The organism is Actinomadura rupiterrae (genome assembly GCF_024172125.1).
GTDB classification, from domain to species: Bacteria; Actinomycetota; Actinomycetes; order Streptosporangiales; family Streptosporangiaceae; genus Spirillospora; species Spirillospora rupiterrae.
Genome location: NZ_JAMZEA010000006.1, coordinates 449,806 through 476,150, shown reverse-complemented (window position 1 = coordinate 476,150; position 26,345 = coordinate 449,806). Strand labels below are relative to the sequence as shown.

Annotated in this window: 25 protein-coding genes; 15 read left to right on the top strand and 10 right to left on the bottom strand. The window is 73.5% G+C overall.

All coding sequences use genetic code 11. From position 1 onward, the window contains the following. Window positions 1-14: 14 nt before the first annotated feature. On the top strand, window positions 15-3,053 hold the full coding sequence (locus FHU30_RS23095) for an AfsR/SARP family transcriptional regulator (protein ID WP_253878892.1): 3,039 nt from the start codon (window positions 15-17) through the stop codon (window positions 3,051-3,053). On the opposite strand, the gene FHU30_RS23090 is transcribed toward FHU30_RS23095, so the two are convergent. Continuing rightward, window positions 3,054-4,127, bottom strand: coding sequence for a rod shape-determining protein (locus FHU30_RS23090; RefSeq protein WP_253878638.1), 1,074 nt, complete (start codon window positions 4,125-4,127; stop codon window positions 3,054-3,056). Window positions 4,128-4,430: 303 nt separating this feature from the next. Next, window positions 4,431-4,901: an Lrp/AsnC family transcriptional regulator gene (locus FHU30_RS23085; protein ID WP_253878637.1), complete on the bottom strand. Its 471-nt coding sequence runs from the start codon at window positions 4,899-4,901 to the stop codon at window positions 4,431-4,433. 94 nt (window positions 4,902-4,995) lie between these two features. Between FHU30_RS23085 and FHU30_RS23080 the strand changes: the two genes are divergently transcribed. Beyond that, window positions 4,996-6,393: a pyridoxal phosphate-dependent decarboxylase family protein gene (locus FHU30_RS23080; protein ID WP_253878636.1), complete on the top strand. Its 1,398-nt coding sequence runs from the start codon at window positions 4,996-4,998 to the stop codon at window positions 6,391-6,393. Between the two features lie 51 nt (window positions 6,394-6,444). Here the strand turns inward: FHU30_RS23080 and FHU30_RS23075 are convergent, their stop codons facing one another. Next, entirely contained in the window at window positions 6,445-8,139 is a 1,695-nt protein-coding gene (locus FHU30_RS23075; RefSeq protein WP_253878635.1) for a glycoside hydrolase family 35 protein, read from the bottom strand. Between the two features lie 154 nt (window positions 8,140-8,293). Between FHU30_RS23075 and FHU30_RS23070 the strand changes: the two genes are divergently transcribed. Beyond that, on the top strand, window positions 8,294-8,620 hold the full coding sequence (locus FHU30_RS23070; RefSeq protein WP_253878634.1) for an HGxxPAAW family protein: 327 nt from the start codon (window positions 8,294-8,296) through the stop codon (window positions 8,618-8,620). 187 nt (window positions 8,621-8,807) lie between these two features. Further along, on the top strand, window positions 8,808-10,694 hold the full coding sequence (locus FHU30_RS23065) for a hypothetical protein (protein WP_253878633.1): 1,887 nt from the start codon (window positions 8,808-8,810) through the stop codon (window positions 10,692-10,694). Between the two features lie 93 nt (window positions 10,695-10,787). On the opposite strand, the gene map is transcribed toward FHU30_RS23065, so the two are convergent. Next, the gene (gene map / locus FHU30_RS23060; RefSeq protein WP_253878632.1) at window positions 10,788-11,594 is read right to left on the bottom strand and encodes a type I methionyl aminopeptidase; all 807 of its coding nucleotides are present in this window, start codon (window positions 11,592-11,594) and stop codon (window positions 10,788-10,790) included. A 79-nt stretch (window positions 11,595-11,673) separates the two neighbouring features. Between map and FHU30_RS23055 the strand changes: the two genes are divergently transcribed. Continuing rightward, entirely contained in the window at window positions 11,674-11,940 is a 267-nt protein-coding gene (locus FHU30_RS23055) for a helix-turn-helix domain-containing protein (RefSeq protein ID WP_253878631.1), read from the top strand. Between the two features lie 67 nt (window positions 11,941-12,007). Here FHU30_RS23055 and FHU30_RS23050 read toward each other — a convergent pair whose 3' ends face one another. Then, entirely contained in the window at window positions 12,008-12,220 is a 213-nt protein-coding gene (locus tag FHU30_RS23050; RefSeq protein WP_253878630.1) for a hypothetical protein, read from the bottom strand. Window positions 12,221-12,463: 243 nt separating this feature from the next. Between FHU30_RS23050 and FHU30_RS23045 the strand changes: the two genes are divergently transcribed. From FHU30_RS23045 to FHU30_RS23025, 5 genes are all read left to right on the top strand, one after another. After that, on the top strand, window positions 12,464-13,756 hold the full coding sequence (locus tag FHU30_RS23045; protein ID WP_253878629.1) for a DUF5753 domain-containing protein: 1,293 nt from the start codon (window positions 12,464-12,466) through the stop codon (window positions 13,754-13,756). A gap of 107 nt (window positions 13,757-13,863) precedes the next feature. Then, window positions 13,864-14,685, top strand: coding sequence for an SAM-dependent methyltransferase (locus FHU30_RS23040; RefSeq protein WP_253878628.1), 822 nt, complete (start codon window positions 13,864-13,866; stop codon window positions 14,683-14,685). 631 nt (window positions 14,686-15,316) lie between these two features. After that, complete coding sequence (locus FHU30_RS23035; protein WP_253878627.1) at window positions 15,317-16,054, top strand: SDR family NAD(P)-dependent oxidoreductase; 738 nt, start codon at window positions 15,317-15,319, stop codon at window positions 16,052-16,054. Between the two features lie 31 nt (window positions 16,055-16,085). Next, on the top strand, window positions 16,086-17,057 hold the full coding sequence (locus FHU30_RS23030) for a sigma-70 family RNA polymerase sigma factor (protein ID WP_253878626.1): 972 nt from the start codon (window positions 16,086-16,088) through the stop codon (window positions 17,055-17,057). Window positions 17,058-17,067: 10 nt separating this feature from the next. After that, complete coding sequence (locus tag FHU30_RS23025; RefSeq protein WP_301323485.1) at window positions 17,068-17,514, top strand: GNAT family N-acetyltransferase; 447 nt, start codon at window positions 17,068-17,070, stop codon at window positions 17,512-17,514. Here the strand turns inward: FHU30_RS23025 and FHU30_RS23020 are convergent. Further along, complete coding sequence (locus tag FHU30_RS23020; RefSeq protein ID WP_308211379.1) at window positions 17,511-18,656, bottom strand: acyl-CoA dehydrogenase family protein; 1,146 nt, start codon at window positions 18,654-18,656, stop codon at window positions 17,511-17,513. The genes FHU30_RS23025 and FHU30_RS23020 overlap by 4 nt on opposite strands. Window positions 18,657-18,845: 189 nt before the next feature. On the opposite strand from FHU30_RS23020, the gene FHU30_RS23015 reads away from it, so the two are divergent. Further along, window positions 18,846-19,346, top strand: coding sequence for an RICIN domain-containing protein (locus tag FHU30_RS23015; RefSeq protein WP_253878625.1), 501 nt, complete (start codon window positions 18,846-18,848; stop codon window positions 19,344-19,346). A 3-nt stretch (window positions 19,347-19,349) separates the two neighbouring features. On the opposite strand, the gene FHU30_RS23010 is transcribed toward FHU30_RS23015, so the two are convergent. Together FHU30_RS23010 and FHU30_RS23005 are read right to left on the bottom strand one after the other, a co-directional pair. Next, window positions 19,350-20,114, bottom strand: coding sequence for a hypothetical protein (locus FHU30_RS23010; RefSeq protein ID WP_253878624.1), 765 nt, complete (start codon window positions 20,112-20,114; stop codon window positions 19,350-19,352). Continuing rightward, complete coding sequence (locus FHU30_RS23005; protein ID WP_253878623.1) at window positions 20,111-20,428, bottom strand: PadR family transcriptional regulator; 318 nt, start codon at window positions 20,426-20,428, stop codon at window positions 20,111-20,113. The genes FHU30_RS23010 and FHU30_RS23005 overlap by 4 nt, the downstream gene beginning before the upstream one ends. An 82-nt stretch (window positions 20,429-20,510) precedes the next feature. Here FHU30_RS23005 and FHU30_RS23000 point away from each other — a divergent pair, with 82 nt between their 5' ends. Then, window positions 20,511-21,476, top strand: a complete 966-nt coding sequence (locus tag FHU30_RS23000; protein WP_253878622.1) for a hypothetical protein — start codon at window positions 20,511-20,513, stop codon at window positions 21,474-21,476. A gap of 1 nt (window position 21,477) precedes the next feature. Here FHU30_RS23000 and FHU30_RS22995 read toward each other — a convergent pair whose 3' ends face one another. Continuing rightward, complete coding sequence (locus FHU30_RS22995; RefSeq protein ID WP_253878621.1) at window positions 21,478-22,359, bottom strand: NAD(P)H-binding protein; 882 nt, start codon at window positions 22,357-22,359, stop codon at window positions 21,478-21,480. A 207-nt stretch (window positions 22,360-22,566) separates the two neighbouring features. Between FHU30_RS22995 and FHU30_RS22990 the strand changes: the two genes are divergently transcribed. Together FHU30_RS22990 and FHU30_RS22985 are read left to right on the top strand one after the other, a co-directional pair. After that, window positions 22,567-24,765 (top strand): ATP-binding protein, encoded by a 2,199-nt coding sequence (locus FHU30_RS22990; RefSeq protein ID WP_253878620.1) that lies wholly within the window; start codon window positions 22,567-22,569, stop codon window positions 24,763-24,765. Continuing rightward, window positions 24,753-24,932, top strand: coding sequence for a LuxR C-terminal-related transcriptional regulator (locus FHU30_RS22985; RefSeq protein ID WP_253878619.1), 180 nt, complete (start codon window positions 24,753-24,755; stop codon window positions 24,930-24,932). The genes FHU30_RS22990 and FHU30_RS22985 overlap by 13 nt, the downstream gene beginning before the upstream one ends. A gap of 13 nt (window positions 24,933-24,945) precedes the next feature. Here FHU30_RS22985 and FHU30_RS22980 read toward each other — a convergent pair whose 3' ends face one another. After that, on the bottom strand, window positions 24,946-25,815 hold the full coding sequence (locus FHU30_RS22980; RefSeq protein ID WP_253878618.1) for a LysR family transcriptional regulator: 870 nt from the start codon (window positions 25,813-25,815) through the stop codon (window positions 24,946-24,948). A 95-nt stretch (window positions 25,816-25,910) separates the two neighbouring features. Here FHU30_RS22980 and FHU30_RS22975 point away from each other — a divergent pair, with 95 nt between their 5' ends. After that, entirely contained in the window at window positions 25,911-26,303 is a 393-nt protein-coding gene (locus tag FHU30_RS22975) for a tautomerase family protein (protein ID WP_253878617.1), read from the top strand. The last annotated feature ends 42 nt before the right edge of the window (window positions 26,304-26,345 follow it).

Here is a 26,345-nt window from a genome sequence, read left to right as displayed (position 1 = left end):
TAACGCCTGCTGTGATGTTCCGGGTCCTGGGTTCGCTGGAGGCGCTCGACGGGGAGCGCCCGGTGGCCCTCGGCGCCGGCCGCCCGCGGACGCTGCTGCTCATGCTGCTGGCCGCGGCGAACCGCACGGTCACCGACGACCGGCTCACCGACGGGCTCTGGCCGGACGGACCGCCGCCGTCCGCGCGCAAGAACCTCCAGGTCTACGTGCACCAGCTGCGCCGCGCGCTGGACGACCCGTCCCGGATCGTCCGGGACGGCACCGGCTACCGGCTGACCGCGGCCACCGAGGAGATCGACGCGCTGCGCTTCGAGGACCTGGTCGTCCGGGCGCGCGAGTCCGGCGACCCGAGGCGGCGCGGGGCGCTGCTCGCCGAGGCGCTCGGCCTGTGGCGCGGCGCGGCCTACTCCGGCCAGGGCGACCCGGCCTACTCCGGTCGGGGCGACCCGGCCTGGCTCCAAGACGAGGCGCTCCGCCTGGACGAGCTGCGCCTGACCGCGGTCGAGGAGCACGTCGAGGCGGAGCTGGCGCTCGGCCGGCACGAGCGCCTGATCCCGGAGCTGCGCGCGCTCGTCCGCGGGCAGCCGCTGCGCGAGCGCCCGGCGGCGCAGCTCATGGTCGCGCTCTACCGGGCCGGACGGCGCGCCGAAGCCCTCCAGGTCTACCAGGACGCCCGGACCCGGCTCGCGAGCGAACTCGGCCTCGATCCGTCGCCCGCGCTGCGCGCGGCGCACCGGGCCGTGCTGACCGGCGATCCCGCGCTCGACCTGGCCGAGGTCCCGGCCGAGACGCCGCCGTGGCGCGGGCCGCGCAGCCCGGTCGCGGAGGTCATCGGGCGCGATCCGGTGGTCGCCGACCTCGTCCGGACCGTCCGGACGCGGCGTCTGGTCACGGTCACCGGGCCCGGCGGCGTCGGCAAGACCACGGTCGCGCTGCGGGTCGCCGCGCGGGCCGCGCCGTCCGGCGGGGTCGCGGTCCTCGCGCTCGCTCACCTGTCCCGCGAGGACGACGTGCTCGCCGAGCTGGCCGCGCTGCTCGACGTCGGCGGGCATGGAGAAGCGGCCTGGCGCGGTGTGGAGGAGCGGCTTCGCGACGGCGAGCGGCTGCTGGTGCTGGACAACTGCGAGCATCTGGCCGAACCCTGCGCGCGGCTCGTCGCCCGGCTCGTCCCCGCCTGCCCCGGCCTGCGGATCCTGGTGACCGGGCGGCGTCCCCTCGGCGTGCCGGGCGAGGTCGTCCGGCCCCTCGCCCCGCTGGAGGTGCCCGCCGCGGACGAGGTCACCGACGCCGTCCGGCTGTTCGCGCGGCGCGCCGCCGAGGCCGCGCCGGGCGTGGACCTGGACGCCGCGCCCGGCGCTGCGGGCCGCGTCTGCCGCGCCGTGGACGGCCTGCCCCTCGCGCTCGAACTCGCCGCCGCCCGCCTGCGCGCGTTCGGCCCGGCGGAGCTGGCGGACCGCCTGGAGGACGACCTGGGCCTACTGTCGGCAGGCGGTTCGGCGGCCGAGCCCCGGCACCGCACGCTCACCGCCACGATCGACTGGTCCTACCGGCTGCTGGACGACCCGGCCCGCACGCTGCTCGCACGCCTGTCGGTGTTCCACGACGGGTTCACCGCAGACGCCGCCCGCCAGGTCTGCGCGGGCCCGGACCTGCCGGATCGCCGGGTCCCGGCCCTCCTCGCCACCCTGGTCGACGACTCGCTCGTGCAGCCCTACCGGACCGGCGACGCGCCAAGGTTCCGGCTGCTGGAGACCGTCCGCGACTACGCCCGCGACCGGCTGGACGAGCGCGGCGAGACGGGTGCGCTGCGCGACCGGCACCTGGCGTACTGGCTCGACCGGGCCCGCGCCGTCCACGCCCGGCCGCCCGACGAGCAGATCGAAGGTCTGCGCGCGCTCGCGCCCGAGGTCGGCAACCTGCGGGCCGCACTCGGCCACGGCCACACCGCCGGGCGCGCCGCGCAGGCCGTCGAGCTGACGCACATGCTCGGCCTGTTCTGGGTGCTGGAGGTCACCCACCTCGGCGAGTTCGAGCGCTGGACGAGCCGCGCCGCCGCGTCCGCGCCCCCGCCGATGCGGCCCGCGATCGCCTACACCCGCGCCACGATGCACATCTGGCGCGGCGAGTTCGCCGAGGCCGCCGGGCTGCTGCGCGCCAACCTCGCCGACCTGCCGCGCAGCTGCCCGACCGGGCACGGCGACGCGCCGATCACGCTGATGGAGTGCCTGTTCCGCACCGCCGACCCGAGCGCGCTGACCGGCTACCAGGCCATCCTGGACGGCCTGGACCCCCGCGACCTCGCCGAGGGCCGCACCCGCGCGGCGGGCGGCCTCACCGAGTGGGGCCGACCCGACCTGGCCGTCCCGCTGCTGGACCGGTTCGACGCGACCGCCGACGGGACGGGCGCGCCGGTGATGGCCCGGGTGGTCGCCGTCCGGACCCGCTGCCTGCTCGCGCTCGAACGCGGCGACCTCGACGAGGCCCGCCGCTGGGAGGACCGGCTGCGCGACCGGCACGCGCTGCGCGGCCCGGCGACGCATCCGCAGCGCCTCGCCTGGACGGTCGCGCTGCGCCTGCTCGCCGAGGGCGCCCCGGACGCCGCCCGCCGCGAGCTGGACGCCGCCATCGCCGCGCTCGACGCCGCCTACCCCGGCGGCTACGCGGCGACGTTCCCGCTGCGCGCGCTGCTCGCCGAGTCGCTGCGCCGCCTGGGCCGTCCGGACGAGGCGCGCCCGCACCTCGCCCGCGCCCTCGCCGGAGCGGCGCGCGGCAGCAACCACCTGTCCGCGCTGACCGGCGTCGTCATCGCCGCGCTCACCGCCACCGACCTCGGCGACCCGTCCGGACGCGACCTCGCCCGCGACTGGAACGCGCTGCGCGCACCGGCCGGGCTGGCCGCGCCTCTGGGCCTGTCCGCCCAGGTCAAGGACGTCCTGAGCATCGATCCGGCGGCCCGCCCGCCGGATCCGTCCGCCCCCTGGACGCCGGACATGGTCACCGCCCTCACCCGCCGCGCCCGCACGTGGGCCGCGGGGCCTCCGGGAACCCGGTGATCAGGAGGCGGGGAGCCAGGCGGGCCGGGCGCCGGGCCAGACCAGGCGCGGCGACCCCGCGCGGGCGCGGCGCAGCGACGCGGGCATGATCTCCAGGTAGCGGGCCACGCCGTTGATCACGGCGTCCTCGGAGTCCTCGGCGATCCGGACCGGCAGCCCGGTCGCCTCGCGCAGCACCGCGGGCAGCCCCTTCAGCCGCGCCCCGCCGCCGGTGAGCAGCATGCCGGTCGGGATGATGTCGGCCGACAGCTCCGGCGGGCACAGCGCGAGCGCCGTCCGGACCGTCGCGATCAGCTCCTCCAGCGGGCCCGCGACGGCCCGCTCCACGTCGACCGCCGACAGCACGGTCGTGCCGGGCAGCCCGGTCGCCAGCTGGCGGCCGTGCACGACGATCCGGCGGCTGCGCTGGCGGCCGCGCGGGCGCAGCGCGCCGACCGAGAGCTTGGCCTCCTCGGCGGTCTGCTCGGCGATGAGCAGCCCGTCGCGGCGCCGGACCAGCGCGGCGATCGCCTTGGACAGGTCGTTGCCGCCCGCCCGGGAGTGGTGCGCGCAGATCAGCCCGCCGCAGGCGAGCACCGCGACGCTGGTCGCGGTCGCGCCGACGTCCACGACCATGGTCGCCTGCGAGCCGTCCACCGGCAGGTCCGCGCCGAGCGCGGCGGCCATCGGGGTCGGCACCAGGTACGCCTGCCGGGTGCCGATCGAGTACAGCACCTCCCGGACGGCCCGCTCCTGCACGTCGGTCAGCGTGGTCGGGACGGCCACCGCCAGCCGCGGCTTCACCAGGTACGGGCGGCGGCCCTGCGCGATCCGCACCAGCCGGCGCAGCAGCCGCGCCGCGGGCTCGGTGTCGAGCGGGATGCCCGCCTCGAACGGCCGCTCGAACCGCACCCACGGCAGCGCGCGCCGCCGCATCTCGGCGGCCGACTCGCCGGCGGCCAGCATCTTGCCGGTGTGCGCGCAGGTCGCCAGCAGCGGCGGCTGCGAGACGATCCCGCCGCGGCCGCGCACGTGCACCCGGACGCTGCGGGAGCCGAGGTCGATCGCGATGTCGGGGGAGAAGACGGGGTTCACGGACGCCACCCCCCGCGTGCCCTCGCGCCGTCGCGGGCCGTCCCGGACATCGCCGTGAGTACCGTCGTCCGCGCGTCGGATGACGGGGGATCCGATGGTCGGGAGGACCGCGGCCGGACGGTCGGGGGCCTGGAAACAGGAGGCTCGCAGGCCGGAGGCCCGGAGTTGGGAAACCCGAAGGAGGACCCGGAGGAAGGTGGCCGGGAGGTGGTGTGGCCGATGACTGGAAGCGATGCGCGCCGCGCCGGAATGCCCATGATCGATTCATGCCCGCGCCGGGGTCCGGGCCAGGTCAAACGCGGCTCATGATTCCGCCGAGACCGGCCCGCCGAGCAGCGCGGGCGTGACCGGGCGGTCCGCGACCGTGGTCGAGTAGACGACGGTCGTGGCGGTCGTGCCGAACCGGGCGAGGCCCGCGACCGCCTCCTCCAGGTGCCGCATGGACCGTGCGGCGACCTTGGCGATGAAGCAGTCCTCGCCGGTGACGTGGTGGCACTCGACCACCTCGGGCACCGACCGCATCCGCGCCACGTACTCGCGGTGGTCGCTGCCCGGGAACTTCACCCGCACGAACGCCAGGATCGGCAGCCCGACCGCCTCCAGGTTCACCCGCGCGGCGAACCCCTCGATCACGCCGCGCTCCTGCAGCCGGCGGACGCGCTCGGCGACCGCCGGGGACGTCAGCGACACCCGCCGGCCGAGTTCGGTGAAGCTGATCCGGGCGTCCTCCTGCAGCTCGGCGAGGATCCGCCAGTCGGTCGCGTCCAAGGTCATGGTCGGACGTTACCTTGAAATCCAAAGCAGAAATGCTGATCTGCTTTGAATCTTGTCTGCAAGGTGCGGAAACGTGCGCGGTAGCTTCCGGGCCATGAGCACTCCAGGCACGGCCTTCGCGGCCGATCACGACCAGCGGCGGATGCTGTTCGACGCGCTCACCGGGCTCGTCCAGGAGCACCTGGACGAGCTGCCCGGGCTGCCCGTCACGCCCGAGACCACGCCGGAGGCGCTGCGCGTCGCGCTCAAGCGGTTCGACTTCGAGGACGGCGCCGACCCGTTCGGCCTGCTCGCCGAGACCGCCCGGATGCTCCGGGACGGCATCGTGCACACCTCCCACCCGTCCTACTTCGGCCTGTTCAACCCGGCGCCCGCGCTGATGGGCGTGCTCGGCGAGGCGCTGACCGCCGCGTTCAACCCGCAGCTCGCCGCCTGGTCGCACGCGCCCGCCGCCGCCGAGATCGAGCGGCACGTGCTCGGCTTCCTCGGCGGACGGCTCGGCTGGCAGCCGGAGGCGACCGCCGGGAGCTTCACCACCGGCGGGGCCGAGGCGAACCTGACCGGCGTGCTGCTCGCGCTCACCCGCGCCTTCCCCGCGGCCGGACGCGACGGGCTCCGCGCCCTGCCCGGCCGTCCGGTCCTGTACGCCAGCGCCGAGAGCCACCTGGCCTGGCTGAAGATCGCGCACATGTGCGGGCTCGGGCGGGACGCCGTCCGGCTCGTCCCAGTGGGTTCGGATCTGCGGATGGACGTCGCGGCGGCCGTCGACCTCATCGCCCGCGACCGGCGCGACGGCCACCTGCCGTTCCTGCTGGTCGGGACGGCCGGAACGACCAGCGCGGGCATCATCGACCCGCTTCCCGAACTGGTCGGCCTCGCCGCAGCCGAGGGCCTGTCCTTCCACGCGGACGCCGCGTGGGCGGGCGCGGTCGCGCTCTCGGACCGGCTGCGCCCGCTGCTGGACGGCATCGAACGGGCCGATTCGGTCACGCTCGACGCGCACAAATGGCTCGCGATGCCGATGGGGGCGGGCACCTTCCTGACCCGCGACGCGTCCGGGCTGCGCGAGGCGTTCTCCGTCCACACGGCCTACATGCCGGACGAACTGCCCGAAACCGTCGATCCCTATGCCAGCTCGGTGCAGTGGTCGCGCCGCGCGATGGGCGTGAAGCTGTTCCTCACCCTCGCGACCGCCGGACGCACCGGATACGCCGACCTCATCGAGCACCAGACCGCCCTCGGGGACGTGCTCCGGAACCGCCTAGACGAGGCCGGCTGGACGATCGTCGCGCCGTCCCCGCTGCCCGTCGTCTGCTTCACCCGCCCGGACGCCACGGCCGACGACCTCGAAGCCGTCGCTGACCGCGTCGTCCGCAGCGGCCGGGCATGGATCTCGACCACGCGCCTCGCGGGACGCCCCGCTCTCCGCGCGTGCATCACCAATTTCGCCACGACCGAAACCGAGATCGAGGCTTTGGTCGACCTGCTGTAGCCGGACTGCCGCGCGGGCCGGGACGCCCGCGCGGCTCGCGCGGCTCGCGCGTCAGAGTTCCGGCTCGGTCCTGATCTCGGCGACCGGCTCGGCGACGCCGTCCAGTTCCAGGACGACCAGCTCGTTGTCGCCGGGGCGGAGCAGCGGCCACGGCAGGTACAGCGTGCGCTGCGGCCCGCGGTCCCAGTAGCGGCCGAGGCAGAACCCGTTGATCCAGGCGTAGCCCTTCGTCCAGCCGGGCAGCGCGAGGTAGCCGTCGCGGGGTTCCTCGACGGTGAGGACGCCGCGGTGGAACACGGGCCCGCGCCCGGCGGTGTCCGGAACGCCCCATGGCAGGGCGGAGATGTCGTCCACGGGGTAGGTCGCGGCCGTCCATCCGTGCAGGAACTGGCGCTCGTGCCGGACGCCGCCGACCAGCCCCTTGCGGTCGCCGATCCGCGGGCCGTAGTTCACCCGTCCCATCGACTCGACGAGGATCTCCAGCGACGCGCTCTCACCCGCCACCTCGACCGGCACGGACGTCTCGCCGGAGCGTTCCAACACGGCGGCGAGCGTGCCGTCCACGTACACGTGCGCGCGGTCGGCCAGGCCGTCCAGGTGCAGGTCGTACGGCTTGCGCGGGCCCGGGATCTCGGCCGTGTACCGCACCAGGCCGTGGTGCAGGCCCAGCTCCTCGAACGTCGGCGGCTCGGCGGACTCGGCGACAGAGGCGGGCGGGACGTCCAGCAGGCGGAGCGTCTCGTCCAGCCGGACGGTCCCGGCGGGCAGGAGCGGCGGCAGCGGTTCCGGTTCGGGGATCTCCCGCTGCTGGTACTTCGCCAGCACCTCGCGGAACGCGTGGAACTTCGCGGTCGGCGCGCCCCGCTCGTCGATCGGCGCGTCGTAGTCGTAGGACGTGACGGTCGGCTGGTACGCGCCGGTCGACTCGTCCCCGCCGAGGTTCGCGCCCGCCGACGTGCCGAAGTTCGTTCCGCCGTGGGCCATGTACAGGTTCACCGACGCGCCCGCCGCGAGGATGCGCTCCAGGACGTCCGCCGCGTCGGACGCGTCGCGGGTGACGTGCCGGTCGCCCCAGTGGTCGAACCAGCCGTTCCAGAACTCCATGCACATCGGCGGATCGTCCGGGCGGTACCGGGCGAGCGTCGCGAACGCGGTCTCGGGGTCGGACCCGAAGTTCGCCGTCGCCGCCGCGCCGGGGACGCTGCCGCCGGTCAGCATGTGGTCGGTCGGGCCGTCGGAGGTCACCAGCGGGACGTCCACGCCGCGTTCGAGCAGCGCGTCGCGCACCCATTCCAGGTAGCGGCGGTCGGTGCCGAACGAGCCGTACTCGTTCTCGACCTGCACCATCACCACGTTGCCGCCGCGCGTCCGCTGCCGCTCCACGACCGGCGGCAGGACGGCGTCGAAGAACCGCGCGACATGGCCGAGGTACACCGGGTCGTGGCAGCGCAGCCGCGCGGACCGGTCGGCCAGCAGCCACGACGGCAGGCCGCCGTTGTCCCATTCGGCGCAGATGTACGGGCCGGGCCGGACGATCGCGTCGAGCCCCGCCTCGGCCGCGAGGTCGAGGAACCGGCCGATGTCGGCGCGCCCCTCGAAGTCGAAGCGACCCGGCTCGGGCTCGTGCAGGTTCCAGGCGAGGTAGGTCTCGACCGTGTCCAGGCCCATCGCGCGCAGCATCGCGAGGCGCTGCGGCCACTGCTCGGGCAGGACGCGGAAGTAATGCAGGGCACCAGAGAGAAGCACGGAGCGATGTTAGGGCCGGTCCGCCGCGCCGTCCATGGTTACGCACGGCGACCGGGAGGGAAGATCCCTCGGAGACCGGGGGGGTTGCGTCATGTCAGAGTCAAAACCGGCGACGGGGAAGCCCGGGGGCGTCGCGGGCGTGGAGCACGACTCCATGCCCGGGTCCCATGCGGGCCGGCCGAGCTCGTGGGTGGCCGTCACGATCGTGTTCGTCGGGTTCGCGGTCGGCGGCATCGGGCTGTGCCTCGGGCCGCTCTGGGTGATGTTCTGGATCGGCGCGGCGGTCGTCGCCGTCGGCGTCGTGGCGTGCGGGGTCGTGCACCTGTTCTCCGACGTCGTCGTGGACGCGCCGCGCGTGATCCCGGAGATCGTGGACTACTCGCTGTTCGGCCACGCGACCGCGCGGCGGCGGGGCGGCACGCAGGGCGAGACGGGGCCGCATCCCGTCCGCACCGACACCCAGGACTTCCCGCACGGCTGAAACGTCCACGCGGGCTCTTCGCACTCACCGAGATCCGTCCGGGACCTGCTTCCGGACGGATCTTACTATGTAAAGGAGAGCGGTCGGAAAGCGCACAGAACGGCGACATACGCCGTTCGCCGGAGCCGAGGGGCCGGTTGGGTTTTGATAGGGGTGTGCGGAACCCGTGACGAGAGGGAAGCACACCGTGATCGACTACCCCGCAGACCCCGCCTGCGCCGGGGTGATCTGGATGCGCGGCATCGCCGACGCCGGTCCGCGCCGCGCCACGCGCACGTTCGCCGACGCCCTGTTCGAGGCGTTCGGGACGGGCGCGGCGCGGACCGACGTGCTCCAGGCGTGCGCGCCGCGCGGCGCCGGGCTGCCGCAAAGCCGGCTGCTCGGCTCGCGCGCCGCGACACTCCCGCTACCGCCGCCCCGCTCGCCGCTCCCCGGCGACGACGCGGGCATACGGCCGTGGCGGTTCGACCGAGAGGAGGACGAAGGGGCGGGCGCGCCCCGGCTTGTCGCACGCACCACGGCCCGCTGGAGCGACCCGGTGGCGGGCGCGGTGCGGGCCGCGATCGTGCTGCGCGACTCCCCGCGCGGCCTGGTGGAATGGGGAGTGGCCGCGCACGCCGAGCGCGGCTGGACACACCGGGCGGTGCCGCCGTGCGTGCGCCTCGGCATCGACCGGCAGCACATCTGCGACTCGGGCGGCCTGCCGGTGACCGGCGAGCCGCTCAAGCTGTTCCCGCTGGACGGCGTCCCGCCGGACGAGGCGGCCGAGGACGAGCGGCTCGTGCTGGTCGCGGGCAGCCTGGAGCACGCCGAGCGCAGCATCGGCGTGCTGGTGGTCTCGCTCGACTCGCGCAAGGCGCTGGCCAGCATCGACACGCTGTTCCGGGTGCACTGGCCGGGGCTGCTGAGCGTGGCGGTGGTGATCGAGCCGGGCCGCCGGGTGCTGGCCGGGCTGATGCCCGAGCGGGCGATCCCGGTGGGCGGCGCGCGGTATTTCGGGCCGTCCGGGAGTCCGGAGGACGACACGACCTTCACCCGCGCGGCCGTCCGCGACCGGCACGGGCTGCTGACCGCGCTGCTGGACGACGCGCTGACCGCGCGGTGCGGGGAGGCGCCGTGCGGTGTCGCGGCCGAGGCGGCGGGGCTGCTGGACGAGGTCCTGCCGCGCCGTCCGCGTCCGGTGGTGCCGCCGCCGGCGGTCGAGCCGCCGTCCGCCGAGGCCGTGCCGTCGGAGGCGGACCGGTTGCGGTCCCGGCTGAGCGAGCTGGAGTCGGTGCTCGCCGACACCGAGCGCCGCGCCCGGACGCAGCTGACGCTGCTGCGGGACGAGGCGTCGGCGGCGCAGCAGGCGCGGGCGCTGGCCGAGCAGCACGCCGACCACCTCACCCGGCAGCTCGCCGAGGCGCTGACCGAGCGGGACCTGTTCGCCGAGGCGCTGGACGACGCGGAGGCCGAGCGGGACGCGGCGGTCCGGGACCGGGGGGTGCTGGCGGCGCGGCTCGCCGACGTGGCGCCGGCGGTCGCGGCGGCGCCGCCTCCGGCCGCGGCGGTGGACCGGGTGCCGGGGTCGTTCGAGGCGCTGATCGCCGAGTGCGCCGCGCGGTACTCGCTGCTGCTGCTGGAGGACCTGGACGCGTCGGTCGCCGCCGCGCTCGATCCGCATCCGAAGGCGGCGTCGTGGCGGCGCAAGGCGCGGGACGCGCTGACCACGCTGGACGCCTACGCGCGGGCCAAGCAGCGGGCCCGCCGGGCCGGGGCGCCGCCGGGCCCGCACCTGGCGGACCTGCTGGCGTTCGTCCGGTCGGGTGCGCCCGGCGCGATGATCAGCGCGAACATCATCGCGCTGGCGGAGTCGGACCGGGTGGAGCACCAGGAGAAGTTCCGGCAGGCGCGGATGTTCCCGGTGCGTCCGGCGACGCATCCGTCCGGGCGGGCCTGCTTCACGGCGCACATCAAGCTCGAACGCTGCAAGCCGCCGGCGCCGCGCCTGCACTTCTTCGATGACACCGACAAGACCGGCCTGATCTATATCGGCTACCTGGGGCCGCACCTGGCGACCGGCCGCACCAACTGACCGCCTGGCCTTTGACCTCGGCTTGATGCCGGCGCCGCGTTCGCTTCGGCGCCGGCATCAGGCCGGGGCGTCTCGCGTCGTGTTCGTCGGTGGTCAGGCCGGGACGGTGCCGGTTTCGGCGTCGGCGTGGTCGGGGAGGCGGCGGGTGAGGACGAGCGGCTCGCCTTCGGTGATCGCGATGGTGTGCTCGGAGTGCGCGGTGCGGGAGCCGTCGGCGGAGCGGATCGTCCAGCCGTCGGGGTCGTAGACGATGCGGTCGGTGGTGCGGGCGAACCAGGGTTCGAGCGCGAGGGTCATGCCGGGCCGGAGCTTGAGGCCGCGTCCGGGGCGTCCCCGGTTGGGGACGTGCGGGTCCTCGTGCATGGTGCGGCCGAGGCCGTGCCCGCCGAACTCGGTGTTGACGGGGTATCCGTAGCCGGTGGCGACGGCTTCGATCGCGGCGGAGACGTCGCCGAGGCGGTTTCCGGGCGTGGCGGTGGCGATGGCGGCGTCGAGCGCCTCCTCGGTGGCGCGGACGAGCCGGACGTCCTCGTCCGCCGGGGTGCCGACGATGATGGTGCGCGCGGAGTCGGCGACCCAGCCGTCGATGCCGACGGCGATGTCCATGCTGAGGACGTCGCCGTCGCGCAGCGTGTAGTCGTGCGGCAGCCCGTGCAGGACGGCGTCGTTCACCGACAGGCAGATGACGTTGCGGAAGGGGCCGTTGCCGAAGGACGGGGCGTAGTCCCAGTAGCAGGACTTGGCGCCGCGTTCGCGGATGAGGTCGCGGGCGCGCTGCTCCAGGTCGAGCAGGTTGACGCCCACGTCGGCGATCTCGCCCAGCTCGGTGAGGATCCGGGCGACGAACCGCCCGGTGGTGTGCATCCGCTCGATCTCGGCGGGCGTCTTCAGCTCGATCATGGGTGCCTTCGTGGTCGCCGGTATAATAATACCAACCTACCACCTTGCGGTATTTAAATACCAACCGTACCCTGGTGTCGTGGTCCGCAATCCGCTCACCCCCGAACAGATCGAGGCAGGTCGCCGCCTCGGCAGGCTGCTGCGCGAGGCGCGGGCGGACCGCGATCTCGGCTCGGTCGCGCGCGCGGCGGGCATGTCCCCGGAGACGCTGCGCAAGATCGAGACGGGCCGGCTGCCGAGCCCCGCGTTCGGGACGATCGCGAGCCTCAGCGAGGTCCTCGGCCTCCCGATCCAGGACCTCGCCGACGCCTACCGCAAGGCCCCCCGCCTCGAAGCGGCCTCCTGACACCACGTCTTCGGGGGCTCGACGTCTCCGTGGGGCTCGCGTGCGGACTCTGCGCGTCCGCCGAGGTCTACGGGTCCGGGGGAGCGGGACCGGTCATGTGCGGGTCGGCCCAGAAGTCGATCAGCTCGGCGGCGGGCAGCGCGTTGTAGGGGACGGGCGGTGGCGTCCGTCCCGTCCGCATGGCCCACAGGGTGACCAGCGACAGTGCTATCAGTTCCTCGTCGGCCGAGGCGGGACGGCAGGGTGGTGCCGGGTCCTCGGTGAGGGGCGCGGGGTGCAACGGCGGACCTCCGATCCGGGCAGTGAGCGGAAACCGTCGCCACTCACCCTGCGGCATCACCCGGGTGCGAATCGCAGCATTCGGGCAATCCCGGACAGTTGATCGCGGCGTTTCCGGATGCCGCCGGTATCCGCAGATCACCGGCGGACCGCCGTTGCGAATGTGTCATGTGACCGGGAGGGCCGGCGGGGCGGGTGAGAGCATGGGCCTGCGCCCGCCCGTCTCCCCCGAATGGACCGGCGAATGTCCGCTCCCGAACGCCACGGCCACCCCTGCGGTGCGGCCGTCGAGGCCCTGCGGCGCAACCTGCGCCTCGCGGGCAGGCCCACCCTGAACACCCTGGACCGGCTGTCCCGCCGGCTGGAAGGCCGCCGGGTGCACGGTGTCGCGGTCGTCGGCGTGCCGCGCTCGACGCTCAGCGACCTGTTCAACCTGGTCCCGGCGCGGCCGCCGCGCCGGGAGAAGGTCGAGTCGGTGTGGGCGGTGATCTACGCGCACGCGCTCGACAAGGGCCTGGACGTGTCCGCGATGGTGCCGCTGGACGAGCTGCGCGACCTCTACGACCGCCGCGTCCCGGCCAGGTCCGAGTCCGGGGCGCGGGCCGAGGCGGAGACCGGGGACGACTCCGAGGGTGAGGACGAGTCCGAACCCGGGGCGGGGTCCGCGGTTTCTCGCGCGTCCCGGACGCCTCGTCCTTCGTCGGACGCCGATCGTCCTCCGCCGCTGCGGCGTGCCGCGCGCGGCTCGTCCCTGCGCCGCACGCCGGGACGCCTGGCGACCACGCGGCGGGCGACCGCATCGCGGACGTCCACGGTCACCGAAACGCCGGAAAGGCCGTCGTCCGGACGGCGCCGGAGCGCGGGCGAGGTGCTCGCCGAGGCCGCCGTCCGCGGACGCCGTGCGTGGTGGCGTCCCTATGACGACGTCGTCCCGGCGCATTCCGGGCTGTACCTGACGCTGGAGCCCGAGCTTGCCGACATCCGGGTGTTCGCACCCGCCCGCATCCCTGACCTGCTGCTTTCCGCCGACTACGCGCGGCATCTGATCCTGTGCGACACCCCCGACATCGACCCCGACCGGTTGCGGCGGCGGGTCGAGCTGCTGGCGTTCCGGCAGGACGTCCTGTACCGGGCGCGTCCGCCGAGGCTGTGGGCGATCATCACGCGGCGCGCGCTGGCGCTGGACGTCGGGGACGCGGCGGCGCGGCGCGCGCAGCTGCGGCACCTGATCGGGATGGCGGGGCGTCCGGGCGTGACCGTGCAGGTCCTCGCGGACGAGGACGCCGGATCGGCGGTCGCGGACGGCGCGGTCACGGTGATGAGGTTCCCCGACCGGGACCGTCCCGACCTGGTGCGCGTCGAGCAGCCCGGGACGGAGGTCTACCCCGAGGACCCGGCCGTCATCTCGCACTTCGTCGCGCAGCACGGCCGGCTGCTGATCAAGGCGTGCCCGCCGGAGCGGACGCTGCCGCTGCTGCGCGCGATGCTCGCGGGCCCGGACGGCACGCCCCGGCACCGCCCCGGGGCGACCGGGTGACCGGCCGACCGGCCGACTGGGGTGACCGGGGTGACCGGGTTCAGCCATCGGAGCGCGTCCCGCCGGGGGTTCGCCTCTGCTGTGATGGACGCACGAGGAGGCGGATCATGACCGGTGACGAGCAGGAGATCCTGGCGGCGGCCGAGAGGGACCTGATGGGCGACATCGACACGACGGTCCCGCATTCGGCCCGCATCTGGAACTACTGGCTGGGCGGCAAGGACAACTTCCCGGTGGACCAGGCGGCCGGCGACGCCTACACCGCCGTCTACCCGGCGATCGAGGATCTGGCGCGGGCGTCGCGCGCGTTCCTCGGCAGGGCCGTCCGGCACCTGGCGGGGGAGCGCGGCGTCCGGCAGTTCCTGGACGTCGGCACCGGCCTGCCGACCGAGGGGAACACCCACGAGGTCGCGCAGGACGTCGCGCCTGACAGCCACATCGTGTACGTGGACAACGACCCGCTCGTCCTCGTGCACGCGCGGGCGCTGCTGACCAGCCGTCCCGAAGGCGCGACGCACTACATCGACGCCGACCTGCACGACCCGAAGGGCATCGCCGCGCGTGCGGGCGAGCATCTGGACCTGACCCGTCCGGTCGCGCTGATGCTGATGGGCATCCTCGGGCACGTCGACGACGACGCGGAGGCGCGGTCGATCGTCGCGCAGCTGCTGGAGCCGCTGCCGTCCGGCAGCTACCTGGTGCTGTACGACGGGACGGCGACCGACCAGGCGTTCGTCGAGGCGCAGCAGGGCTATGACGAGACCGGCGCGGTGCCCTACCGGTTGCGGCATCCGGACCAGATCCGGGCGTTCTTCACGGGCCTGGACGTGATCGAGCCGGGCGTTGTCCCGCTCCAGCGCTGGCGGCCCGACCCGTCCGGCGAGCGCGGAGAGGTCGACGCGTACTGCGGAGTAGGTCGCAAGCCGTAGCCGGCCGCGGCTCTGACCTGGGACGCGGCCGCCGGCGAGCGCGACCGGTCACAAGGCGTCGCCGTGCCGGCGGTCGCTGTCGGCCCGCGGGACCGTTGCAAGCGCGCGGGACCGTTGTCAGGGCGTCCGGACCGGAGCATGGTGAGGGAGGACACCGGCGTCGTGGGGCGCGCGCACGGTCCGGCGCCCCGAGGGCCGTGGGGGGAGGCCGTCACCCGGGGCGCCGGGGGCCCGCGCGGTGGAACACCGCAGCGGGCGGTTCCGGCCTGGGACCAGGGGCGGGAAGGTTCCGGGCCGGAGCTCCGCGTCGGTGGCGGATCGAGCTTCGCGTCCGTGGCGGATCTGTTCGAGGAGTGGCGCGGAACCGAGGCCACCCTCCTCGCGACCGCGCACCGGAGAGAGATGGGAGCTCCTCCCCGGACCCACTTCATGACGGAACATAACGCCGATCGATCGGAATTGGTAGTTCCCTGACGACGAATGCCATGTACCCCGCCGGGTCGTCCCGGACCGCCGGGTCGTTCTCCACCGCGGCGACGCACATGTGATGCAGGTCACATCGTCGCGCGACGGATTCCGGCCCGGTCCCGGGTCTTGATGCGGACCGATTCGCAAGACGTGGGAGGGCCTGATGGCCGATCAGTTCACGAGCGCCGTCGTCACCGGCGCCAGCCGGGGTTTCGGACGGGCCGTGGCCGGAGCGCTCGCCGCGCGCGGTGTCGCCGTCGTCGGGATCGCCCGGGGCGAGCAGGACCTCCGTTCCGCGGCGGAGGAGTTCGGCGACAACTTCACACCGCTCGTCGGCGACGCCACCGACGAGGGGCTCGCGCGGCGCGTCCTCGCCGAGCACCGGCCCGGCCTGCTCGTGCTGAACGCGGGCGCCGTGCCGCACGTGGCGCCCGTGCAGGAGCAGACCTGGGAGTCGTTCAGCATCAACTGGCACAACGACACCCGGCACGCGTTCACCTGGACGAAGGCGGCGCTCCTCGCGCCGCTCGCGCCGGGAAGCGTGGTCGTCGAGGTGTCGAGCGGCGCGGCGATCGGCGGGTCGCCGCTCAGTGGCGGCTACGCGAGCGCGAAGGCGGCCGTCCGCTACATCCGGCAGTACGGGGCGGACGAGTCGGAACGCGGCGGCCTCGGCATCCGCTTCGTGTCCCTTCTGCCCGGCCTGTCCCCGAGCGGGGTGGGGTCGGTCGGGGTGGACGCCTACGCCGCACGTTCGGGGTTGAGCCGGGAGGTGTTCGTCGAGAAGCTGGGACCGGTCCTGACGCCGGACCTGGTCGCGGCGGCCGTCCTGCAGCTGGCGGACGACGCGGGCAGCGGACCGGAGTACACCGTCGACGGATCCGGCCTCCACGCGATCGACTGAGGCGAACCGACCGAGTTAAGGGGAAAAAGGGATGCCCTCGCACGCCGAGTTCGCCGTCCAGGCCGAGCCCTACCGGCGGGAGCTGCTGGCGCACTGCTACCGGATGCTCGGCTCGATCCACGACGCCGAGGACCTGGTGCAGGAGACCTACCTGCGGGCCTGGCGGTCGTTCGACGGGTTCGAGGGCCGCTCCTCGCTGCGCCGCTGGCTGTACAAGATCGCGACGATGGCGTGCCTGACCGCGCTGGAGGGGCGGGCCCGGCGGCCGCTGCCGTCCGGGCTCGGCGCGCCCGCCGAGGACCACCGGGCGGGCATCGCCGGGCGCGAGCCGTCGGTCCCGTGGCTGGAGCCCGCGCCGGACGCGCGGCTCGGCATCGGCGACCCCGCCGCGGTCGTGGCGGGCCGGACCGGGGTGCGGCTGGCGTTCGTCGCCGCGCTCCAGCTCCTGCCTGCCCGGCAGCGCGCCGTCCTGACCCTGCGGGACGTGCTGGCGTTCCGCACGGCCGAGGTCGCCGCGATCCTGGACACCACTCCGGCCGCCGTCGACAGCGCCCTGCGCCGCGCCCGCACCCGCCTCGCCGAGGCCGGTCCCGTCGAGGACGAGCTGACCGAGCCGGACGAACCCGTCCTCCGCGCGCTCCTCGACGGCTACGTCCGCGCGTTCAGCGACGCCGACCCCGACGCCCTGGTGCGGCTGCTCCGCGCCGACGTCGAGATGGAGATGCCGCCGATCCCGACGTGGTTCACCGGCCGGGACGCCGTCGTCGGCTTCCTCTCCGCCCGCGTCCTCCGCCCGAACCTGTGGCGTCTGACCCCGACCCGCGCCAACGGCCAGCCCGCCCTGGTCATCCACCGGCTCACCCCCGGCGGCGCCGATCTCCCGTACGGCGTCCAGGTCCTCTCGCTGATCGGAGACCGCATCTCCCGCATCACCTCCTTCAACGACCCCGCCCTCGTCGCGTCCTTCGCACCCACGCAGGTGGACCGCCGCCCCGCGCTGTAGGTTCGCGATCATGGAAACGCGGGTGCGGCAGGCGGAGCCGGGGGACTACGACCAGATCATCGGCGTGGTGGACGGATGGTGGGGGCGTCCCATCGCCTCCGTCCTGCCCCGGCTGTTCCTGGACCACTTCCACCGGACGAGCCTGGTGGCCGAGGACGCCGAGGGGACGGCCGGCTTCCTGGTCGGGTTCCTGTCGCCGTCCGAACCCGCGCACGCCTACATCCACTTCGTCGGCGTCGCGCCGCGGGCACGCGGCCGCGGCCTCGCCCGGGACCTCTACCGCCGGTTCTTCGACCTCGCCGCGTCCGACGGGCGGACGGCGGTCAGGGCGATCACTTCGCCGCAGAACGAGGGGTCGATCGCGTTCCACACCGCGATGGGCTTTACGGTCACCGGGCCCGTCGCGGGCTACGACGGGCCCGGGGTGGACCGGATGGTGTTCGAGCGGGCGCTCTAGAGGCCGAGGCGCTTGGCGGCGATCTCGTTCATGATCTCGTTGGTGCCGCCGCCGATGCCGAGGATGCGGATGTCGCGGTAGTGGCGCTCGACCTCCGACTCGCGCAGGTAGCCCATGCCGCCGTGCAGCTGCACCGCCTCGTTGACGACGTACTCGCAGGCCGCGACCGCGGTGTTCTTGGCGAAGGCCATCTCGGTGAACACGTCCTCGCCCGCCGCGTGCCGGTTCGCGACGTGGCGGGTGTAGACGCGCGCGACGTCCACCTGCCGGGCCATCTCGGCGATCTTGTGCCGGACGAGCTGGCGCGACGCGAGCGGGCGGCCGAAGGTCTCGCGGTCGTGCACCCACTGCACCGTCAGGTCGAGGCAGCGCTGCGCGTGCGCGTACGCCTGGACGGCGAGGGACAGCCGCTCGGCGACGAAGTTCTGGACGATCTGCACGAACCCGCTGTTCTCCTCCCCGACGAGGTTGGCCGCCGGGACGCGGACGTCGTCGAACGACAGCTCGGCGGTGTCGGAGCAGAGCCAGCCCATCTTCCGCAGCGACCGCGACACGGTGAAGCCGGGCGTGCCCTTCTCGATGACGAGCAGCGAGATGCCGCCGAACCCGGGGCCGCCGGTCCGCACGGCCGTCGTCACGAAGTCGGCGCGGACGCCGGAGGTGATGTACAGCTTCGACCCGTTCACGATGTAGGAGTCGCCGTCGCGGACGGCCGTGGTGCGCAGGCCCGCGACGTCCGATCCGGCGTCCGGCTCGGTGATGCCGAGCGCGCCGATCTTCTCCCCGGCGAGCGTCGGGGCGGCGAACCGGTCGATCAGGTCCCGGTCGCCGGACAGCACGATGTGCGGGATCGCGATGCCGTGCGTGAACAGCGACGCGATCAGCCCGCCCGAGCCGCCCGCGAGGAGCATCTCCTCGGTGACGATCAGCCCGTCTATGAGGTCGCCGCCCTGCCCGCCGTCCGCCTCGGGGAACCCGACGCCGAGCAGTCCCGCCTCGGCGGCCCGGCGGTGCAGCGACCGCGGCAGCTCGCCGGCCTCCTCCCAGGCGTCCAGGTCGGGGAGCACCTCGCGCTCGGTGAAGTCCCGCACCATCTTGCGCAGCGCCACCCGCTCGGGCGTGCTCCACAGGTCCTCGGCCACGTCCGCGCCTCCCGATCGCTCTAGAATCCGATTCGGAACCTACACAACCGGCCCCGTCCAGGGAACCCCGCCGGGGAGCGGGACGGGATGGCGCTTTCTCGCGATCCGCGACTCCATGTCGTCGAAGAGTTACGCAGAGTATTCACTTGGGGAAGATCTTCTCGGAAGTTCCGACCCAGAGGAGTTGCCATGAAACGCTCGTCCGCCCTGATGGCGACCGGTCTGCCCGCCGCCGCCCTCGCCGCGGCCGCCGCGGTCGCGCTCGGTTCGCCGGCGGCCCACGCCCAGGTGGGCGTCACCATCCGCACCTTCGCCAACAAGTGCCTGGACGTGAAGAACGAGTCCTTCGCCGACCACGCCAGGATCATCCAGTACCACTGCAACGGCCAGGACAACCAGCGCTTCGTGCTCCGCCCGGTCGGCGCCGGCGAGGTGGAGTTCCGCACCTTCGCGGGCAAGTGCCTGGACGTCTCGGGAGGATCGGCCGCCGACGGCACGAACCTCATCCAGTACCGCTGCAACGGGCAAGTGAACCAGCGCTTCCGCATCGGACCGCTCGGCCTCGTCGGCAAGATCACCACCTTCGCCGACAAGTGCCTGGACGTGAAGGGCGGCCTCCTGCACGACGGGGCGCCGATCGTGGAGGAGCCGTGCACGGGCCTGTTCCACGAGGTGTTCGTCGTCCTCTGAGGCTCAGGTGCGGTGAGGACGGAGGTCCTGGCCGGCGGTGATGGTGGCGGCGGCCAGGAGCGCCAGGGCGATGGTGGCGGCGAATGAAGGAGTGACGGAACCGGACTTGACGCACGCCATGGCGTTCTGGAGCGCGGCGGACGCGAGGCCCGTTCCGAGCAGGACGAGCGCGGTGCCGAGGCGGCGTCTGGACGGAAGGACGGCGGCGCCGGCGACGCGGCCCACGAGGACGCAGGCGGCGACCGCCCCGAACGCGAGCGTGCCCCAGTAGTACGAGACGAGAAGGACGTCGGTGAGGCCCGACGTCTGCTTGAGCACACCGGAGTTGGCGAGCAGGACCATGGCCGCGAGCGCGGCGGCAGGACCGGCGAGGGCGCGGATCGCGACGGCGGTCAGGCGGCGCAGCGCGGACCATCGCAGTGGCGGGAGCGGCGCGGCCAGGGCGATGCCGAGCAGGGTGGGGATGAGCCAGAGGCTCGTGGCGATGTGCCGGGTGTCGGCGGTCAACGCGGGCGACGGTTCGACCGCGCGCAGCATCAGCATGGTGGCCGAGGTGACCGCGAAGAGGGCGACGGCGGCCACGCGCCGGGTCTGGCCCGTCGACGTTTCGGGCCACGTGCTCGGACGGAGCCAGAGCCGGACGGCCCCGATGATCGCGTCGGGCCAGGAGCGGAGGCCAGCGGCGTCCAGTTCGTCCCGGATGCCGGGCCCCCAGCGGTCGCGGACCGCGGGCGGGTAGAGGCCGACGATCAGGGCGGCGGCGTTCATGCCGGGTTGATCCCGAGCGCGCGCAACCCCGCGCGGGCGATGCGGTTCATCTGTTCGAGCTCGGCGCGCAGCGCGTCCCGGCCGGCGTCGGTGATCTCCATGGTGCGGTGCCGCTCGCGCGGCGAGGCGTCCGCCTCCGCGCCCGCGGGCCGGATGAGGGCGCGCGCTTCGAGCCGGGACAGCGCGCCGTAGAGGCTGCCGGGGCCGAGGCGGCTGCCGGTGAGCTCCTGGATCGCGGTGTTGATCGCGTAGCCGTGCAGCGGCCCGTCCGCGAGGACGGTGAGCACGAGCATCTGCGCGTCGTTGCTGTGCATGGACGTGGGCCTCCCACCGGGAACGATACTACGCGCCTCGTTGCTACTTGACGCGTACTACGTTCCGCGTACCATGACGGCCGTGGAACGCAGAAGCGGGACCGGACGGGCGGCACTCACGGCGATCCGGGCGGCGCTGGGAACGGCGGGCCTGTTCGAGGCGCTCAGCCTCCTGGCGTCCCAGGACAAGGCGGTCAGAGCGACCAGCCCCTGGCAGGACGACCCCTACGACGTCTTCGTGTCGTTCGCGATCTTCGCCGTGCCGATGCTCGCCGGCGTCATCACGTTGCGGATGCTCGCCTGGCGGGCGCCAGGCGGTCCCGACCGCGCGCACCAGATGCTGCGCGCGACCTGGACGATGACGGCGCTCATATGGGTCACCCTGCTCGCCGAAGCGGCAGCCGTGGCCGTCGGAGCGCACGCCGCGATATGGAACCGCTGGACGGCCGTCCTGATCAGCGGACTCGCCGTAGCAACAGCGGCCGCACTCGTCGTGACGGTCCTGCTGGCACGCCAACGCCGTCCGCGCGGATCGGCCGCGCAATGGCGGCACGACTGGCTCGGCGACGTCGTCTGGATCTGCGGGCGGGTTCCCGCACTGCGGCGCTGGACGACCGACGACAACGCCGCCTGGGTGCGCCGGCACGCGATGGGCGTCTTCCTCGGGTTGAGCGCCCTGGTCGCGCTCGGTCTCGTCGGCGCGCTCGCCGGCGGGGAGGGCTGGACGGACCCGCTGCTGATCGCCTGGGCGCTGGCCGTCGAGACGGCGGCCTACCTCGCGTTCTGCTGGCTCAGCAACCTGATCGGCGGCTTCATCGCCCGTCCACCCCGCACGTCCGCCCGCCGTACCGCGGAGCTGTCCGTGGTCGTCGGATGCGTCGCGATCCAGCTCGCCGTCGCGTTCCGCAACGCGCTCGGCTCTGCGCTCGGCACTGGCGACCCGGCGGACGTCCCGTCCCTGGTGCTGCTCACCCTCGGGGCCGGGCTGCTGTCCGGGACGGCCACCGCCGTCCCGCTGATCGCCCGGCGCCGCGAGCCGGCGGGCTGAGCTAGTCCAGGTCGGCGATCTGGCGGCGGAGGTGGTCGTAAACCCAGCCGCCCAGCGCGGTCGGCGTGGTCGACTCGACGGTCCGGGGCTGCTCGGGCACGAAGTCCTCTCGCAGCCCGGTCGACATCGCGAGGACGGCCTCGACCTGGCCGTCCGCCATCCCCGCCTGCCGCAGCAACCCGCGCATCGCGTCGTCGCTGATCTCCTCGACGTCGATCTGCCGGCACGTGGCGGCGGTGAGGATCGCGGCGACCTGCCGCCACGTCAGGTCCGCGGGCCCGTGGACGGCCCGCACGCAGCGCCCGGACCACTCCGAAGACAGCAACCGCGTCGTCGCCACCTCGGCGATGTCCCTCGGCGCCACCCACGCCATCGGAAAATCGAGAGGAAGGTTCACCTGAAGGAGCCCGGCCCGCAGCGCAGGAAGTTGTAGCTCCAGGTTCGTGAAGAAGTAACCGCACCGCAGATGCGTGACGTCGATGCCGAGAGCGTCCAGGGCGACCTCGGTGTTCGCCAGGCCGTCGATCTCACCGGCGCCATGGCGCTTCTCGGCGCCGACGCTGCTCTGGAACACCACCCGCCCGATGTGGTTGTCCGTGACGGCCCGCACGACACTGCTGGTCGCGCTCGCATAATCAGCCAGCGGATCCGGACTCCCGGACGGCGGATCCACCCAGAACAGCACATCAACACCCTTGGTGGCCGCCACCACCGCATCCGCGTCGTACTGGTCCACCTGGAAGGCGTCCACCTGGCCCCGCAGCGCCGGATCCAACCGCGCCGGCTCGCGCAGCAGCACCCGCGGCCGCACCCCCGCCCGAACCAGCATGGCCACGACGTGACGGCCGACGTTCCCCGTCGGTGTGGTGACGGCGACGCGCATGCTTCCCTCTCCCAGCCTGCCGGACGACACCGGACACCTAGACGCTAGGCCGCCCCGAACCACGAACCAGCAACCCCACCCCCAATTCCAAGAACAAACTCCCCCACATCGCTCTCCGCATCGTCCGCGGGCGTCCCGACCGGGACCCGAGACGTCCCTGGGCGGGTGTTGGTGAAAGGCTTTGCTGGGTGTGTGGGCGCCTTTACCATGAGTGCTCATCTGGAGGGGGCTGCGGTCCTACCGGACGAGGGCGGGCGGATGGACGAGTGGGGATGGACGAAGCTCGGGACGCGCAACGAGCCGACCGGGTTCATCGGGCGGGCGGACGAGCTGCGGGCGGTCGGCGACGCGCTCACGCGGGCGCGGATCGTCACGGTGACCGGGCCCGGCGGGATCGGCAAGACGCGGATCGCGTTGCGGGTGGTCGGGCAGCAGCAGGACGCCTTCCCTGACGGGGTCGCCATCGTCGAGCTGAGCGGGTTGCGGAACCCGGAGTTCCTGCCGCACACCGTGCTCTCCGCGCTGGGGCTGCCGCAGAGCAGCGCGCGGCCGGTGATCGAGCAGCTGATCGAGTACTTCGCCGAGCGGCGGGCGCTGCTGGTGCTGGACACCTGCGAGCATCTGGTGGAGGCGATCGCGGCGTTCGCCGAGATCCTCGTCCGCAACTCGGCCCACCTGGTGCTGCTGCTGACGAGCAGGCAGGCGGTGGCGCTGCCCGGCGAGCACGTGCTGGTGGTGCCTCCGATGCCCGCCCCCGACGCCGAGTCCACCGAGGAGGGCAACGACGCGGTGGCGCTGTTCGTGGCGCGGGCGCGGGCGGCGCGTCCCACGTTCGCCATGAACGACGACAACCGGGCCGAGGTGATCGCGCTCTGCCGCCGGCTGGACGGCATCCCGCTGGCCATCGAGCTGGCCGCGGTGCGGATGCGGACGATGGGGCTGGAGCAGATCCTGCAGCGCTTCGGCGACCGGTTCCGGTTCCTGGCCGGCACCCGGGCGCTGCACGCCAGGCACCAGACGCTCCGCGCCACGATCGAGTGGACGTACCAGCTGTGCTCGGATCCGGAGCGGGAGCTGTGGGCGCGGCTGTCGGTCTTCGCCGGCGGGTTCACCATGGCGGCCGTCGAGGAGGTGTGCGCCGGCGGGGAGCTGGACGGCCTGGACGTGATCGACCTGCTGGAGAGCCTGGTCGACAAGTCGGTGGTGCAGTTCCTGGACGACCCCGACGGCGACCGGTACCGCATGCTCGACACCCTCCGCGAGTTCGGCGCCGAACGGCTCGGCGGACGGGCCGAGACCTACGCGCGCCGGCACCAGGAGTTCTACCTGCGCGTGGCGGTCCGGGCGGGCGGCGAGTGGCTGAGCGACCAGCAGGTCCTCTGGGACCGCCGCCTCGCCGCCGACCTGGACAACTTCCGGGTCGCGCTCGACTTCGCCGCCGAGCACCCGGGCGGCCAGGCCGCGCTGCGGCTCGTCAACGGCCTGTGGGGGATGTGGCTCAGCCGGAGCCGGCTGACCGAGGCCAGGCGCTGGCTCGACAAGGCCATGTCCGCCGAACCCGAGCACACCGCCGAGTACGGCCACGCCCTCTTCTACAGCTGCTACTTCGGCGTGCTGCAGACCGACCCGGCGGTGCAGGACGACATCGTCCGGCTGGCCGCGGTCGCCGAGCGGCTCGACGACGACCGGCTGCGCGGCCGCGCGATCCACGCCCGGGCCCACGCGACCGTCCTGTTCGAACCCACCACCGACGCACTGCCCCTGTTCGCCGACGTCTGCGCCCTCGCCGCCGAGACAGGGGACCGTTTCGTCCTGGCGACCGGCCACATGGCCGCCGCCGGCGTGCGCGGTGGGCACGGCGACCCCACGGGGGCGCTGGACGAGGTGGAACGGGGCCTGGCCCTGCTGGAGCCCATCCCCGAGGAACGCTGGTCGCGCAACAGCCTGCGGACCATGCAGGTGCTGTCGCTCTTCGTCCTCGGAAGGCTCGACGAGGCGCGCGAGCAGGCCCGCGCCGTCCTGCCCTCGCTCGTCGAGCAGGACACCATCATGAGCATCGCCGCGACCTTCGAGTACCTGTCCTGGATCGCCGCCGCGGGCCGCGAGCACGAGTTGGCCGCGCTGCTGATGGGCGGTTCGGGACGGCTGTGGAAGAAGGTCGGCAGCCTGCTGTGGGGCGAGGCCGCGCTGAACGCCCTGCACACCGCCAACGAGAACATCCTGGTCAGCAGCCTCGGCGCCGAGCAGTTCGAGCGGCACTACGCGCGCGGCGCGAACCTGCCCGTCCAGGTGCTCGCCGACCTCGCCCGGGCCCACGCGCCCAAGGCCCGTCCACCCGCCCCGCCGGACGAGGACGGCAGCCCGCTCGGCCCCTCACCCGCCGCGAACGCGAGGTGGCGCACCTGATCGCCCAGGGCCTCAGCAACCGCAAGATCGCCGAGCGGCTCGTCATCTCCAAGCGCACGGCCGACGCCCACGTCGACCACATCCTGACCAAGCTCGGCTTCAACTCCCGCACCCAGGTCGCCGCCATGATCGGTGCCCTCCGCACCCCGCCCCCCGACAACCCCTGATCCGCGGATGCGGTCAGTGCCCCGCCGTGGCGCGCAGGGCGGAGGCGAACGTGCGCAGCGCCCTGCGAACGGCCGGTTCGGACGGACGTGATTGCAGGACGACGCTTCGGGTGGGCAGCCGGGGGAGTCCGAGTGTTTCGCCCATGTCGATGGTGCCGGGCGGGGCGACGCGGGGGCTGAGTGCTGCCACGGCCAAGCCCGCTGCGGCGGCGGCGCCGATGGTCGCGATGCCGCCGCCGACGAACACCGCCTGCCACGCGATGCCCGCTTCGTCCAGCGCGGTCGCCGCCATCTGGTGGACGTGGCACGACTCGGCCTGCAGGGCGAGACGCAGAGGTTCGCCCGAGCGGTGCTGGAAGTCGGACGAGGCCATCCAGCCGAAGGACTCCTCGAACAGGACTTCACCGTCGGTGCGGCGGCCCTCGTGGCGCAGCACGATGACCGCGTCCAGCGCATCGCCGTCGAACTGGTCGAGAAGCTCCCATGAGCTGCCGACGCTCACCTGCAGCGTCAGGTCCGGCTCCGCCTGCCCGAGCCGGCGCAGGAGGTAGGGCAGTTCGGCGCCGATGACGTGGTCGCTGATGCCGATCGACAGGCGCTGCCGCTGGACGCCGAACGAGCCGAGGGCATCCGCGTGGGCGGCCAGCAGTTCACGTGCGGGCCCGAGGAACGCGGCGCCGTCCGGCGACAGGCGGACCAGGCGGGGCGAACGGTCCAGCAGGCGGCGGCCCAGGACGTCCTCCAGGCGCTTGATCTTCAGGCTCACGGCGGACTGCGTGGAGTCCATCGCCTCCGCGGCGCGCGTGAAGCTCTTCAACTCGGCGGTCAGGACGAAGGCCTGCACGGCGTCCAGGGCGAGCATCTTCATCGTCGCACCGATCATTGGAGAACTTCATGGCTGAAATATCCTAAGATCACTTTTTTGACTGATCAAGGGCTGGCTAGGCTCCGGACCGTCCGGAGGAACGGAGCCCGACCATGCCCTTGGTCCAAGTGTCATTGCGGCGCGGCAAGTCCGCCGAGTACCACCAGGCCCTCTTCGACGGCGTCTACCGCGCCATGCGCGAGACCTTCGACGTGCCGGAGGACGACCGCTTCATGACGATCACCGAGCACGACGCGAGCACCTTCGACGTCAGCCCCACCTACTGCGGCGTCGAGCGGAGCGACGAGGCGGTCATCATCCGGATCACCGCCAACAACACGCGCGACCTCGCCCAGAAGAAGGCGTTCTACCTGCGCATCGTCGAACACTTGCAGGCGAACCCCGGCGTGCGCCCCGAAGACGTGTTCATCAACCTCGTGGAAGTGCCGCCGGAGAACTGGTCTCTCGGCCACGGCATCGCGCAGTACGCACCGCAGCCGGACTGAGGCCGAGGTCGATCGCGCCGGCCGCGTCGAGGCGGGCAAGTT

Excerpts from the sequence above, each read along its gene's own strand:
- FHU30_RS23085 (WP_253878637.1), bottom strand. The coding sequence starts at position 4,901 with ATGACCTTGGACGCGACCGACTGGCGGATCCTCGCCGAGCTGCAGGAG.
- FHU30_RS23095 (WP_253878892.1), top strand. The coding sequence starts at position 15 with ATGTTCCGGGTCCTGGGTTCGCTGGAGGCGCTCGACGGGGAGCGCCCG.
- FHU30_RS23080 (WP_253878636.1), top strand. The coding sequence starts at position 4,996 with ATGAGCACTCCAGGCACGGCCTTCGCGGCCGATCACGACCAGCGGCGG.
- FHU30_RS23015 (WP_253878625.1), top strand. The coding sequence starts at position 18,846 with ATGAAACGCTCGTCCGCCCTGATGGCGACCGGTCTGCCCGCCGCCGCC.
- FHU30_RS22995 (WP_253878621.1), bottom strand. The coding sequence starts at position 22,359 with ATGCGCGTCGCCGTCACCACACCGACGGGGAACGTCGGCCGTCACGTC.
- FHU30_RS23070 (WP_253878634.1), top strand. The coding sequence starts at position 8,294 with ATGCCCGGGTCCCATGCGGGCCGGCCGAGCTCGTGGGTGGCCGTCACG.
- FHU30_RS23025 (WP_301323485.1), top strand. The coding sequence starts at position 17,068 with ATGGAAACGCGGGTGCGGCAGGCGGAGCCGGGGGACTACGACCAGATC.
- FHU30_RS23010 (WP_253878624.1), bottom strand. The coding sequence starts at position 20,114 with ATGAACGCCGCCGCCCTGATCGTCGGCCTCTACCCGCCCGCGGTCCGC.
- FHU30_RS22975 (WP_253878617.1), top strand. The coding sequence starts at position 25,911 with ATGCCCTTGGTCCAAGTGTCATTGCGGCGCGGCAAGTCCGCCGAGTAC.
- map (WP_253878632.1), bottom strand. The coding sequence starts at position 11,594 with ATGATCGAGCTGAAGACGCCCGCCGAGATCGAGCGGATGCACACCACC.
- FHU30_RS22980 (WP_253878618.1), bottom strand. The coding sequence starts at position 25,815 with ATGATCGGTGCGACGATGAAGATGCTCGCCCTGGACGCCGTGCAGGCC.
- FHU30_RS23035 (WP_253878627.1), top strand. The coding sequence starts at position 15,317 with ATGGCCGATCAGTTCACGAGCGCCGTCGTCACCGGCGCCAGCCGGGGT.
- FHU30_RS23030 (WP_253878626.1), top strand. The coding sequence starts at position 16,086 with ATGCCCTCGCACGCCGAGTTCGCCGTCCAGGCCGAGCCCTACCGGCGG.
- FHU30_RS22990 (WP_253878620.1), top strand. The coding sequence starts at position 22,567 with ATGAGTGCTCATCTGGAGGGGGCTGCGGTCCTACCGGACGAGGGCGGG.
- FHU30_RS23045 (WP_253878629.1), top strand. The coding sequence starts at position 12,464 with ATGTCCGCTCCCGAACGCCACGGCCACCCCTGCGGTGCGGCCGTCGAG.
- FHU30_RS23040 (WP_253878628.1), top strand. The coding sequence starts at position 13,864 with ATGACCGGTGACGAGCAGGAGATCCTGGCGGCGGCCGAGAGGGACCTG.
- FHU30_RS23005 (WP_253878623.1), bottom strand. The coding sequence starts at position 20,428 with ATGCACAGCAACGACGCGCAGATGCTCGTGCTCACCGTCCTCGCGGAC.